This is a genomic window from Ochrobactrum sp. BTU1, from assembly GCA_018798825.1.
In the GTDB taxonomy this organism is placed as follows: domain Bacteria; phylum Pseudomonadota; class Alphaproteobacteria; order Rhizobiales; family Rhizobiaceae; genus Brucella.
In genome coordinates this window covers 967,741-980,494 of sequence record CP076354.1, presented here as the reverse complement: position 1 = coordinate 980,494, position 12,754 = coordinate 967,741, and the positions used below count along the sequence as shown (strand labels likewise).

Genomic DNA, 12,754 nt, shown 5'->3' with positions numbered 1-12,754 from the left:
CTTTACTCTTCCGCGTCTACCTCATCAAAGCCAAGCAAGTTCCACGACTGCACCATATGCGGTGGCAGCGGTGCGGTGACATCAATAGTGCCACCCGATGGATTTGGGATGCGAATGCGGCGGGCGTGAAGATGCAATTTCTTCTGAATGCCGCCCGGGAATTCCCAGTTCTGGTCAGCTTCAAAGTATTTAGGATCGCCGATGATTGGATGACCAATATGCGCTGCATGAACACGCAGCTGATGGGTGCGGCCCGTGTAAGGCTCCATTTCCAACCACGTCAGGTTGTTACCGACCTTCTCGATGATCCTATAATAAGAGACGGCATGATCGGAATCCGGTTCACCATGCTGGCAAACACGCATCTTATCGCCATCCGGCGTTTGTTCTTTGACCAACCAAGTTGAAATCTTGTCTTCGCGTTTGCGTGGAACGCCCTTCACAAGTGCCCAGTAGGTTTTCTTGGTGTCACGCTCGCGGAATGCAGCGGTCAGAGCCTGTGCAGCACCGCGTGTCTTTGCAACAACAAGGCAGCCTGACGTATCGCGGTCAATACGATGTACGAGGCGAGGCTTTTCACCCTTCTTATTGCGCCATGCTTCAAGCATACCGTCCACATGCCGGACAAGGCCGGAACCGCCCTGCACTGCCAGACCCGCAGGCTTATTGAAAACAAAGACCTTGGCGTCTTCATAAATCAACATCTGCTTGAGGACATCACCATCTTCCTGACTGCGAATAGTGCGCGCAGTTACAGGACCGGTGGCCTTCTCATCAACGCCTAATGGCGGAATGCGGACCGACTGGCCTGCCTGCAGACGTGTATCTGCCTTTACGCGACCGCCATCCACGCGAACCTGTCCGGAACGCAGCAGTTTCTGCAGGTGTCCGAACCCAAGTCCGGGAAAATGAACCTTGAACCAGCGATCAAGACGCATACCCGTCTCGTCTGCAGCCACATTCTTTTGTTCAACGCCTGCCATGGAAAACCCGATCAATACTTCTTAGGGGCACGAGCTTCGCGTGCCTGTCTCTGGTGCGTCTTACAGGCCGTAACCGTGAGCCGGTCGCCGGAATGCGCTTTAAATCTGTCAATAGACGCGCCAAGGCCGGATTGCTAGGCATAATCGACGAAAACAACAATCTGCCACTGTAACAAAACTGCCTTAGACTCTTCACGGTCGGTTACATCTATTTTTAATTTATGGTCAACCTTGACACCCAATCGCCACTTCTTGCCGTCATTGCATATTGATAGAACAACGGGACTGCACCATTTAGTCCAGTGAAATAGAACGAGCGGGAGTCCGAAGGTGTCATTGCTCAAAATCTACTGGCGTGCCATGGAATATCTTGCGGCTGAGAAAGCCGCAACCATAACCATGTGTATAGCAAGCGTATTGGTTGCCCTTGTCATGCTGGCCGAACCGATCCTTTTCGGTCGGGTAATTCAGGCTATCTCCGACAAGGGAGATATCGTTACGCAGCTCGCCATGTGGGCCGCTCTTGGCGGGTTTAACATCATTGCAGCAGTCTTCGTTGCGCGTGGGGCTGACCGCCTCGCCCATCGTCGCCGTCTGGGCGTGATGATAGACTCCTATGAGCGCATCATCACCATGCCTCTTGCATGGCACCAGAAGCGCGGTACGTCGAATGCACTGCATACGCTGATCCGCGCGACAGACTCGCTCTTCACTCTCTGGCTTGAATTCATGCGTCAGCACCTGACCACGATTGTGGCTCTGGGCGCGCTTATTCCGGTTGCAATGAGCATGGACCTTCGCATGTCCATGGTTCTTATCGTGCTCGGTGTCATCTATGTGATGATTGGCCAGCTCGTCATGCGTAAGACCAAAGATGGCCAGACCGCGGTTGAAAAGCATCACCATAAGCTCTTCGAGCATGTGAGCGACACGATCAGCAACGTTTCTGTCGTGCAGAGCTATAACCGCATTGCCTCTGAAACGCAGGCGCTGCGTACCTATGCCAAAAACCTCGAAAACGTCCAGTTCCCGGTTCTCAACTGGTGGGCGCTCGCCAGCGGTCTTAACCGTATGGCCTCGACCTTCTCGATGGTTATCGTGCTTCTGCTTGGCGCATATTTTGTGACCAAGGGTCAGATGCGCGTTGGTGACGTGATTGCCTTTATCGGCTTTGCGCAGCTGATGATCGGTCGTCTTGACCAGATCAGCGCCTTCATCAACCAGACTGTGACCGCCCGTGCCAAGCTTGAAGAATTCTTCGAGATGGAAGACGCGACGGCCGACCGTCAGGAACCGCAAGGCGCAACCGATCTTGAAAATGTCAAGGGTGGCATTGTGTTCGACAATGTGACCTTCGAATTCCCGAATTCGGGTCAGGGCGTCTATGACGTTTCGTTTGAAGTGAAACCGGGACAGACCGTCGCTATTGTTGGTCCGACAGGTGCCGGTAAGACCACGCTGATCAATATCCTTCAGCGCGTGTTCGATCCTGCCGCTGGTCGCATTCTGATTGATGGCACCGATACGCGTACTGTCAGCCGTCGTTCGCTACGCCATGCCATTGCAACCGTGTTTCAGGATGCCGGTCTGTTTAATCGTTCGGTTGAAGAAAACATCCGCGTCGGTAATGAAGATGCGTCTCATGAAATGGTTCATGCTGCTGCCAAGGCTGCTGCTGCCCACGACTTCATTCTCGCAAAGGGCAATGGTTACGATACGGTTGTCGGTGAACGTGGTTCGCAGCTTTCAGGTGGTGAACGTCAGCGTCTGGCGATTGCCCGCGCTATCCTGAAAGATTCACCAATCCTTGTACTCGACGAGGCGACCAGTGCGCTTGACGTTGAGACCGAAGAAAAGGTCAAGCAGGCTGTTGATGATCTAAGCCAGAACCGCACGACCTTCATCATCGCGCACCGTCTGTCGACCGTCCGTTCTGCCGATATTGTCTTGTTCATGGACAAAGGTCATCTGGTCGAACGCGGCAGCTTCGATGAACTGGCTGCGCGTGGTGGCCGCTTCTCTGACCTGCTTCGTGCTGGCGGTCTGCAGCTTGAAGACAAATCTGAAAAGGCTCAGAACGAAGAAGCTGAAGCCAGCAATGTGATGCCATTCCCGGTTAAGGGCTCTGTTGCCTGATACCGTTGCGTATCAATGAAAAAAGCCCGCTGCGAAATTCGCAGCGGGCTTTTTCTTTCTAAAGAGGCACTTCAAATCGCAAGCCGTCATAGCCGGGTTCTACGTGATCAGGCGTGTCCCGCATAACCGTATCGTAATCGAGCGGCACATGCATATGCGTCAGGATTGCGCGTTTTGGTCCGAAGAATTCGATCCATTCCAACGCTTGCTCCAGTGAGAAATGGCTTGGATGCGGGCGATATTGCAGCGCACCAATAATCAGCACATCGGCATGGCGGATATATTTCAGGCTCTCATCCGGGAACGCGCTGACATCCGTGCAGTAAGCGACATTGCCAATGCGGAAGCCAAGCGATTCAATATCGCCATGCACCTGCATAAATGGCTCAAAGCGGATCGACCCGCCCGCACCCGTGATCGAGAATGCTGTTTCTGCCATGATATCATGCATCGAAAGGATCGGCGGATAGCTCGATCCCACTGGCGTCTCAAAACAATAGCCGAAGGCTTCAAACAGGCGGTTGCGTGTCAACCGGTTGGCATACACATCCATCAGTCGCCGGTTTTCAACGACATAGGTTCGTAAGTCATCGATGCCGTGGATATGGTCGGCATGTGGATGAGTATAAACAGCAGCGTCAAGCGACGGCACGTTGGCATCAATCATCTGGTCCCGGAAATCCGGGCCCGTGTCGATAACAACGACCGTGCTGTTCCCGTCGGCGTCGAACCGTTCAACAAGCAAAGCCGCGCGGCGGCGCTTGTTCTTTGGATTCTTAGGATCGCAATTGCCCCAATCACCGTTGATGCGTGGCACACCGGGAGACGAACCGCACCCGAGAATTGTGAAACGCAGACAATTGCGAGGCGATACCACGATGATTATTCCTCGGCAGGCTTTGGCATTTTGGAGAAAAGCCGGAAGACATTTTCGCTGGTAATGTCAGCGATTTCTTCGCGGCTTACACCAATCGTTTCAGCCAACACGGCTGCTGTGTGCTGCACGAATGATGGCTCATTGCGCTGGCCGCGATGCGGCATAGGCGCGAGATAAGGCGCATCAGTCTCAACCAGCAAACGATCACGCGGAACTATCTGTGCAATTTCGCGAATATCAGCCGAATTCTTAAAAGTAAGAATGCCCGAGAATGACACATAGCCGCCCAGCTCGACACCCTTTTCGGCCAGAGCGCGCCCTGACGAAAAGCAATGCAGGATGAAGGGAAATGCACCCTTCGCAGTCTCAGATTCCAGAATAACAGCCATGTCCTGATCCGCGCTGCGTGCGTGGATCACAAGCGGCAACTGCGTACGACGTGCAGCTTCAATATGCACGAGGAAGCCCTGACGTTGGGCTTCTGGCGGCGCATAATCATAATGATAATCAAGCCCCGCCTCGCCTATGGCGACAACTTTCGGATGCTCTGCCAGCCGCACGAGATCATCGGCAGTAACATCCAGCTCTTCATGTGCGTTGTTCGGATGCGTACCAACCGAACAATAGACTGAATCATATTTCTTGGTCAGTGCGAGGATCGTATCGAACTTGCGTACTCGCGTCGAAATCGTGACCATGCGTTTGATGCCAGCCTCGAGCGCGCGGTTTACAATAGCGTCGCGCTCGGGCTCGAAGTCCGCAAAGTCGAGATGGCAGTGACTATCAACCAGCATATTCAGCTCAGTTCTGTTCTTCCGCTTCCACATAGCGCGGGAAAACCGGCTGCGGTGCAGGCAGTTCTGCGCCACCGACAAGCGGATGTGCGCTTACGTCAGAGAACTGACGCTGATCTGCCGGGATTGCCAGAGTATCGAGCAGCTTTTCTGCCGACTGCGGAATGAAAGGCTGAACCATGATGCCAACGCGGCGGATCACTTCTGCCGTCACATAGAGCACTGTGCCCATGCGTTCCATGTCAGTCTTGCGGAGCGCCCAAGGCTCCTGCCCCGCAAAATAGCGGTTTGCTTCCGCAACAACGGCAAAGATAGCCCCGAGGGCGATGTGCAATGCCTGATCGCCGACAGCTTTCCGCGCGGTTTCCAATGCAGCATCAGCCTGATCGAGAATGGCCTTATCGGCATCCGAGAATGCAGCCGGAACTGGAACCTTGCCTTCGCAGTTCTTTGCAATCATCGATAGCGAACGCTGTGCGAGGTTGCCAAGATCATTGGCGAGATCGGCATTGGTGCGGTTGACGATTGCATCGTGGCTATAGCTGCCATCCTGACCGAACGGCACTTCACGCATCAGGAAATAACGCAGCTGATCAAGGCCGTAGCGTTCGACCAGTTCAAACGGATCGATGACATTGCCGAGAGACTTCGACATTTTTTCGCCGCGGTTGAACAGGAAGCCATGCGCGAATACGCGCTTTGGCAGGGGAACGCCCGCCGACATCAGGAATGCAGGCCAGTAAACCGCGTGGAAACGCGAAATATCCTTGCCGATAATATGCGCATCCGCAGGCCAGTAAGCCCACTTCTCGTCAGTCGTATCAGGATAGCCGAGTGCTGTGATGTAATTGGTCAGCGCATCGACCCACACATACATGACATGCTTTTCATCGCCCGGAACAGGAATACCCCAGTCGAACGTCGTGCGCGAAATTGACAGATCCTTCAGGCCCGACTTTACGAAGCTAACGATCTCGTTGCGACGCTCCGCAGGCATGATGAAGCCGGGATTGTTTTCATAGAGTTCAAGGAGCTTGTCCTGATAATTCGACAGGCGGAAGAAATAGCTTTCTTCTTCAACCCATTCGACCGGCGTGCCCTGTGGACCGTAGCGAACATTGTCCGCACGCACCTCAGTTTCTTCTTCGCCGTAATAGGCTTCATCGCGCACCGAATACCAGCCCGCATAACCGCCCTTATAAATATCGCCATTGGCCGACATTGCCTGCCAGATTGCCTGGCTGGCCTTGTAGTGGCGTTCTTCCGAGGTGCGGATATAATCGTCGTGCGAGCTGTTCAGAAACTCACCCATGCGCTGGAAAGCAGCCGTGTTGCGATCTGCGAGTTCGCGGGGCGTGATGCCTTCCTTGCGCGCGCTCTGCAACATCTTGATGCCGTGTTCATCCGAGCCGGTCAGGAAGTGAACGTCCTTGCCATCCAGACGCTGAAAACGCGCCATGGCATCGGTCGCAATCAACTCATAAGCATGGCCGATATGCGGCTTGCCATTCGGGTAAGCAATCGCGGTGGTGATGTAGAATTTTTCGCGGCTCATCAGAAATCCGGCTTCTTCAAGTGTGATGTTTAAAAAACGTTAGCGGTGACATAACGCAACTAAGTCGGCATGTCACGTAAGCGGAGGCACGCCAGATCGAAAAGCGCGATGCGTTTTTTCCAAAAGGATCATAACGGCCTGCTTGCGGTCGAGATTATAGGTCTCGGCATTGAAAATTTCGCGTGTCAGTTCGCTCCAGTAGCGTGACCACTGATCGGCTTCGCGCAGTTGGCCCGAATCTGCATAGCGGCGAGCTTCATCGGCGATGCGGCTCATGAGATAATCGCGGAACAGCTCATATTGAACCTCCGCCTCGCGGCCATTGAGAACACCTGATAGCGCCTGTGCTTTCGGCAGGTCGAAATTCTGCCCCTGCAAGATTGCATCAACCGTATCGGATACTTCCAGACCACCGTGTGCTACAAGCAGCAGCGCCTTGCGCACGCTGCCTTCTGAACGCGTGAGCAACGCTGGCGTGATGTCACCCGCATCGAGGCCAACACTTGGCCCGATATGTTCCAATGCATTAGTGAGTGGCTCATCCGCAAGTGGCTTGAACTGGATGCTCTGGCAGCGTGAACGGATCGTCGGCAATAACCGTCCCGACGAATGCGAAATCAGAATGAAGATTGCGCGGGCTGGCGGCTCTTCCAGCGTTTTGAGAAGCGCATTGGCAGCGTTGCGGTTCATGTCGTCGGCGGGGTCGACAATCACAATACGCCATGCGCCGTCAGATGCCGTGCGGGTCAGAAAATGGGTAACACGGCGAATTTCTTCAACGGGAATACCGGTTTTAAACTTGCCCGTCTTCTGATCAAAGGGGCGGTTGATATGCAGCACAGCTGGATGCATACCGCCTGCGATCTGCCGCCAGAGTGGCTTACTGAAATCAGGTACGCCTATAGTTTCAGGGGCAAGTGCTTGGTCTGCATGAGCCAGCATATGGCCTGCCAGATGAAAGCCCAGAGTCGCCTTGCCAATACCCTGCTCGCCCTCAAAAAGCAGCGCATGATGCATACGGTCTTCGCGATAGGCCTGTGCGAGAAAAGCGGCGATTTCACTATGGCCGGTGAGATAATCGCTTGCCGACGGTTCGGCCACGCCCTCGATGGAATCATGAGCTTTGGGGACATCGAGTTCTTCGATCACAGAAGACCTCTTTTCTTCAGAATTTCATCAGCGATGGCGATGATGTCGGCAGAAATTACATCTTGAGCGCGGTCCGCATCGACGATCCTGCAGCGGTCGGGTTCAGCTTTTGCAATGGCAAGAAAAGCCTGACGGCGCGCTTCATGCACGGCAATCGCTTCTTTCTCGAAACGATCCGCCACGTCAGCCCCTCGCCGCTTGTTGGCTCGTGAAAGACCTTTTTCCGCAGGAATATCGAGAATGATCGTGAGATCAGGCATGGCACCGTCGATGGCGATACGCTCAATCGCCGCCATATAGGTGGCATTGAGATTGCCTGTAACACCCTGATAGGCGCGGCTCGAATCGATGAAGCGGTCGCAAAGCACAATGCGGTTTTCAGCAAGCGCAGGACGGATCAGCTGATCAACATGATCGGCACGCGCGGCGGCAAACAGCAATGCTTCCATGGCCGGACCATAGTTTTCGGCATTACCGCTCAGAATCACATGGCGAACAGCCTCTGCACCCGCAGAACCACCGGGTTCGCGTGTTATCAATGGATCAAGCCCAAGAGCGCGCAAATGCTCTGCCAGCAAGGCGATCTGGGTCGATTTACCCGCGCCTTCCCCACCCTCGAATGTAATGAATAATCCGGTCAAATTGACTTCCGCAAACTGAATTATCGCCTGTTCAGGCTCCTAATCTATTTAGCGGCGTTTGTTCGCAAGGTCGAGTATCTGGACCGCTTTTCGATCTGATTACATCAGTTCGGAACGTCGGATATCTCTTCTAAACCGCGTCACATCCGAAAACCGGTACGCACTTTTCGGGATGCGCGTTAAAGATACTTCCTCAACCAACCGGTGGAGAGTTCCATGACTGCGCCCATGGCTCGCTGCGATAGCGTACCAACAGGTACTTCCTGCGCCGTGTAAAGTGGCATTTGCTGAACGACATTGCCATTCAGTTCAAACTGCAGCGTCCCGACCTCAGTATCGGCTAAAACAGGTGCATTGAGAGGTCCCTGATATGTAATACGCGCTTTCAGCTTGTCGCGCCCTTCCTTGGGGAGCAACAATTCAACGCCATCTTTCACTTTCAGCGGAACACTGGACGCCGAACCACCAAAAACCTTCGCCGTGCTGATCTCTTCATTAGCCGCATAAATATTCACGGTATCGAATGAAGTCATACCCCACTGAATGAGCTTCTTCGCCTCTTCTTCACGTTCTTTGATGCTTGTTAGACCACTCATCGCCAGGAAAAGCCGACGCCCGTTCTGTTCTGCCGATCCAACAAGCGCATAACCGGACGCTTCAGTGTAACCCGTTCCCATGCCATCAGCACCGATGTCGAGCCGCAAAAGCGGGTTTCGATTGCGCTGCATGATCTTGTTCCAGGTAAACGCTTCTTGCGCGTAATATTTATAGCGTTCCGGATAAGCGCTGTGGATGTGGCGCGCGAGTTTTATCAGATCCGACAGCGTCACCGTTTGTCCGGGAGCAGGCAATCCGGTGGAGTTCACGAAATTCGAGCTAGTCAAGCCAAGCTCTTTCGCGCGCTCATTCATTGCTTGAGCAAAAGCACCTTCACTACCAGACAGGCCTTCGGCGAGAATGATGGCGCCATCATTGGCCGCCTGCACGATCATGCCCTGAAGAAGATCGGCAACGGTCGGGGTGGATTTAATGGCAGCGAACATGGTCGATGTGCCGGACGGCGCTCCGCCGGTACGCCAGGCATATTCAGTAACCGGATAGGTGGTTTCGAGCGTCGTGTTGCCTTTTTCAAGCGCCTCAAAGACAACTTCCGCCGTCATCAGCTTGGCAAGCGATGCCGGTGGGACTTTCATATCCGGATTTTTTGAAAGAAGAACTGTGCCGCTCTTGTCGTCTAACAAAAGCACCTGTGGCGCTTTCGTTGCAAAGCCAGCCTGCACCGTCTGCGCATAGCACGGTGCGGCTATTAAAACGGCAGCGGCAACCGCCGATGCAAGCTTTATGCTTATCGAGAAACGCCCCATCTTACACCCGTCATGCTTCTTCTTTGACGAAGCTAAGCGGCGTTTCTGGCCGAAATCAGTCCGCACGAACGACAAAGGCGTCGGTCGCTCCAGCCTTCCATGCAGCGCGAAGCAGATCGTCGTTATTGCCCTTTTCGGCAAAAGCTGTCAGCTCGTAAATATCACCCTGCTCTGTCGGTATTTTTGTGCGCGTAACGTGCGCAGAGCGAGGCAGAGATTTTTCGAGCTTCATCGCATCTTCCAGCGAGTTAAACATGCCGATTTCGACATATTCACGCTGATCTTCCGTATTGCGACGCTTCCATGCATCGGAAACAGCGTTTGCTGTCAGGATGCTGCCATAGGTACGCTCTTCTGCATAGGCTGATGCAGCCAGGCGATCCGACGCATATCCAAGACCGCCAATACGCGCTGCTGTGGCAACGCCAAAGCTGCCAGCCGGACGCTGCGATGGAACTGGAACGTTGGCAGGAAGCAACGGCATTTCGCCATCGCCATAAGCGGGATTAACTTCAAATGGCGAAGACTGTGGGACCGGCATGGCTGCGATACCCGCAGGTGTTGGTGTCGGCGCATTCATGGCCATCATGACGCCCGTGGCTGGCTGTCCGATAGGATCGCCATTGCCCGAACGGTAAGACGCCATCAGATAAGCATCATCCTGCCCATCAAGCGGCGCACGCCCAACATATTCAACCTTCACATCAGCGGTACCATGATGCTGGTAATCCAGCATTTCGGCAGCCTTCTGCGACAGATCGATAACGCGATCACGCTCGAATGGCCCACGATCATTCACGCGAACGATGATGGAGCTGCCATTAAAAGTGTTTGTGACACGCGCATAACTTGGCAGCGGCATTGTTGGATGCGCTGCCGTCAGATGCGTCATGTCGTAGATTTCGCCATTGGCGGTCAGACGGCCATGAAAAGCGCTGCCATACCAAGAGGCGCGGCCCGTCGAGGCGTAGTTCTTGTTCTCTTTTGGATAATACCAACGGCCTTTGACCTGATAGGGTTGACCGATCTGGTTGCGCCCACCGCCGCGAGGCAGAGGCTTCCCTTGAACATTGGTAACTCGGGGGCTGGCTTTGACGCCATATTTGGATTCGGCAAAATATTCTTTGGGGTGTTTTTTCTTCGATGACTTCGGTTGTGGAGCGCTCGCACAACCCGCGAGAGCCACGGCTAATGCCATGAATGTCAACATTGCAGTCGATCCGCGTTTTTCACGCTTAATCGATAGCCCTACGTTTCCAGCACGGTTTTGCCACCGGTTCGAACTCATACGCCACACGCCCGCAACTCTACACACGACCAGTCGATCGAAAATATCTATTAGGAATTAGTGATGTCACCGAATTATTGACGGATCATTAAAGCTTTTGCAAATCCCACAATTGAGTCGTTGTGGATGGTTAAATATCTGTCTCAACGAACAGGGAACTTTGGTGCTTCTAGCGCGTTGATTTTTCAACATGAAGGAGAAACAAAATGTTCCGTGCACTTATCCTTTGGCTTCTTGGCGTGCCTTTTATTGTAGTGCTGTTTATCTGGTACTTTTTCTTCTAGTCCGGGAACAATCCCGGAGTTGAGCCGTTACTTATACGGCTCTTATGACCTCCGAGCCAGTCACCTAACGTCATGAATTGGGCCCGTTCAATGAGAGCGGGCCATTTTTTATCTTATCTTAGAATGATGCTGGCCGGTATGCTTCGATTGCTTTGCGGTGCAGGCGGAAATGAGCCGGCGTCCAGGTCGAGAGCTCGCCATCAGTATTCACCGGCCGTGGTTTTTTGGTGCGTATGATAACTTCCGTCGTAGGAAATGCGCGCACATCATCCCATTTTGACTGGGTACCCTGTCGAAGACTTGGCAGGAGCCGCAACAGCTTCCACCAATGATCGACTTCGAGGCTATAAAAATCGAGCTTTCCATCGTCAATGGCTGCATCTTTTTCGACAGCCATGCCACCACCATAAAACTTGCCATTTCCAACCGACACCTGAAGCGTTTTTATCTTTTCGGTTATGCCGTCATGTTCAAGATAGGCCGTGAAAAGCTCGGATCTCATCAGAATACGGCTAGCGGCGATGGCATAGCCAAGCTTGCCCCATTTCTTCTTGGCATCGGCACTGAGTTTTTGCGCCAATTCAGCACTAAAACCGATGCTTGCAACATTGAAATACAGATGACCGTTGACCTCACCCAGATCGATGGGGAGTTGCTGATAATTCAGTAATTGGCGCGTGGCTTCCGTTGGGTCTGCGGGGATGCCAATCGTACGAGCAAAGTCATTCGCGGTACCTAAGGGCAGGATAGCCAGTGGCAGTTTCGTTTCCATAAGTCCTTTTGCGGCTGCATTGAGTGTACCGTCGCCTCCGCCGACAATCACCAAATCAACATCGCGATTGCCAAGAATGACATCTGAAATTGTTTCGTCGCTTTTTGCAGTCTTCTCTACCAGCGATATCCCGCCTTGCTCCAGAATCGCGCGCATATCAGCGCTGAACCCTTTACCATTTCGGGCTTTCGGGTTGACGATCAGCAATGCTCGGCGCTTGGAAGCTATGGCCATAAACTACCCATTGAATATTCAAGTTGAATTATCGAACACCGCAAATGGCGATGGATTCTCGGATATCAATGGGGAAACGAGATGAATTCTTTTTACGGCTTTTAATGAATGCACCAGGATCAAACTGAGTGTCGCGAATACCATCAATTTCAATTATGAAAACGCTCTGACTTGATGTTACCTTATCACCACGGCGGGCGGGTATGATGTAATGGTAGCTTGTCAGCTTCCCAAGCTGAATGCGCGGGTTCGATTCCCGCTACCCGCTCCAATGTAACTCACTTGCTATTGGATGGAGATTGCAATGGCACGGTTAACACTCATGCTCGGCGCAGTTTCGCTATTGGCTGCGACCCATGTATCCTATGCGGCGCTTGCACCAAATTATCAGCGCGCAAAAGAACTGAACGCTGTTATTGAAGCGGTTGCGCAAGCCATTCCGAATTACCCGATCAGCAAGGTCATCTATCAAAAAGAAGATCAGTATCAGGTAATTGCTGGCCCTTGTTCCGTAAGAGCGACGATCGTTTCAAAGTCTATGAAAAATGGGATGGTCGGTCCGCGCCAGTTTGATGTGAGGCTGGGACAGCCTCGTTGTCGCTGACATCAACCACAATTTCTAATTAGCAATTGCTTGCATTTCTTCCTGTTTCCGGCTTCATGGGTTTGTTGAATTT

General features: G+C 53.0%; 11 protein-coding genes and 1 tRNA gene. 3 read left to right on the top strand and 9 right to left on the bottom strand.

The features are described 5' to 3' along the window. Nucleotides 1-2: 2 nt before the first annotated feature. The gene (locus KMS41_04720) at nucleotides 3-983 is read right to left on the bottom strand and encodes an RluA family pseudouridine synthase (protein ID QWK78537.1); all 981 of its coding nucleotides are present in this window, start codon (nucleotides 981-983) and stop codon (nucleotides 3-5) included. A gap of 330 nt (nucleotides 984-1,313) precedes the next feature. Between KMS41_04720 and KMS41_04715 the strand changes: the two genes are divergently transcribed. Then, on the top strand, nucleotides 1,314-3,119 hold the full coding sequence (locus KMS41_04715; GenBank protein QWK78536.1) for a glucan ABC transporter ATP-binding protein/ permease: 1,806 nt from the start codon (nucleotides 1,314-1,316) through the stop codon (nucleotides 3,117-3,119). A gap of 58 nt (nucleotides 3,120-3,177) precedes the next feature. On the opposite strand, the gene KMS41_04710 is transcribed toward KMS41_04715, so the two are convergent. The 8 genes from KMS41_04710 to KMS41_04675 form a co-directional block, all read right to left on the bottom strand. Continuing rightward, nucleotides 3,178-3,996, bottom strand: a complete 819-nt coding sequence (locus KMS41_04710; GenBank protein ID QWK78535.1) for an MBL fold metallo-hydrolase — start codon at nucleotides 3,994-3,996, stop codon at nucleotides 3,178-3,180. A gap of 5 nt (nucleotides 3,997-4,001) precedes the next feature. Then, nucleotides 4,002-4,790: a TatD family hydrolase gene (locus KMS41_04705; GenBank protein ID QWK78534.1), complete on the bottom strand. Its 789-nt coding sequence runs from the start codon at nucleotides 4,788-4,790 to the stop codon at nucleotides 4,002-4,004. A gap of 7 nt (nucleotides 4,791-4,797) precedes the next feature. Beyond that, nucleotides 4,798-6,345, bottom strand: coding sequence for a methionine--tRNA ligase (gene metG, locus KMS41_04700; GenBank protein QWK78533.1), 1,548 nt, complete (start codon nucleotides 6,343-6,345; stop codon nucleotides 4,798-4,800). Between the two features lie 72 nt (nucleotides 6,346-6,417). Next, nucleotides 6,418-7,494, bottom strand: coding sequence for a DNA polymerase III subunit delta' (locus KMS41_04695; protein ID QWK78532.1), 1,077 nt, complete (start codon nucleotides 7,492-7,494; stop codon nucleotides 6,418-6,420). Then, complete coding sequence (gene tmk / locus KMS41_04690) at nucleotides 7,491-8,135, bottom strand: dTMP kinase (GenBank protein ID QWK78531.1); 645 nt, start codon at nucleotides 8,133-8,135, stop codon at nucleotides 7,491-7,493. The genes KMS41_04695 and tmk overlap by 4 nt, the downstream gene beginning before the upstream one ends. 179 nt (nucleotides 8,136-8,314) lie before the next feature. Beyond that, on the bottom strand, nucleotides 8,315-9,499 hold the full coding sequence (locus KMS41_04685; GenBank protein ID QWK78530.1) for a D-alanyl-D-alanine carboxypeptidase: 1,185 nt from the start codon (nucleotides 9,497-9,499) through the stop codon (nucleotides 8,315-8,317). A gap of 55 nt (nucleotides 9,500-9,554) precedes the next feature. Then, nucleotides 9,555-10,787 carry a septal ring lytic transglycosylase RlpA family protein gene (locus KMS41_04680; GenBank protein QWK78529.1) on the bottom strand — a complete coding sequence of 411 codons (1,233 nt, stop codon included), beginning with the start codon at nucleotides 10,785-10,787 and terminating at the stop codon, nucleotides 9,555-9,557. 402 nt (nucleotides 10,788-11,189) lie between these two features. Continuing rightward, on the bottom strand, nucleotides 11,190-12,077 hold the full coding sequence (locus tag KMS41_04675) for a lipid kinase (protein QWK78528.1): 888 nt from the start codon (nucleotides 12,075-12,077) through the stop codon (nucleotides 11,190-11,192). 197 nt (nucleotides 12,078-12,274) lie between these two features. Here KMS41_04675 and KMS41_04670 point away from each other — a divergent pair. Then, nucleotides 12,275-12,348, top strand: a tRNA-Gly gene (locus tag KMS41_04670). A gap of 33 nt (nucleotides 12,349-12,381) precedes the next feature. Further along, nucleotides 12,382-12,681 (top strand): hypothetical protein, encoded by a 300-nt coding sequence (locus tag KMS41_04665; protein QWK78527.1) that lies wholly within the window; start codon nucleotides 12,382-12,384, stop codon nucleotides 12,679-12,681. Nucleotides 12,682-12,754: the final 73 nt, after the last annotated feature.

What these genes read in the sequence shown, in the direction of transcription:
- KMS41_04675 (QWK78528.1), bottom strand. Translation starts at nt 12,077, where the DNA reads ATGGCCATAGCTTCCAAGCGCCGAGCATTGCTGATCGTCAACCCGAAA.
- metG (QWK78533.1), bottom strand. Translation starts at nt 6,345, where the DNA reads ATGAGCCGCGAAAAATTCTACATCACCACCGCGATTGCTTACCCGAAT.
- KMS41_04720 (QWK78537.1), bottom strand. Translation starts at nt 983, where the DNA reads ATGGCAGGCGTTGAACAAAAGAATGTGGCTGCAGACGAGACGGGTATG.
- KMS41_04685 (QWK78530.1), bottom strand. Translation starts at nt 9,499, where the DNA reads ATGGGGCGTTTCTCGATAAGCATAAAGCTTGCATCGGCGGTTGCCGCT.
- KMS41_04680 (QWK78529.1), bottom strand. Translation starts at nt 10,787, where the DNA reads ATGAGTTCGAACCGGTGGCAAAACCGTGCTGGAAACGTAGGGCTATCG.
- KMS41_04665 (QWK78527.1), top strand. Translation starts at nt 12,382, where the DNA reads ATGGCACGGTTAACACTCATGCTCGGCGCAGTTTCGCTATTGGCTGCG.
- KMS41_04705 (QWK78534.1), bottom strand. Translation starts at nt 4,790, where the DNA reads ATGCTGGTTGATAGTCACTGCCATCTCGACTTTGCGGACTTCGAGCCC.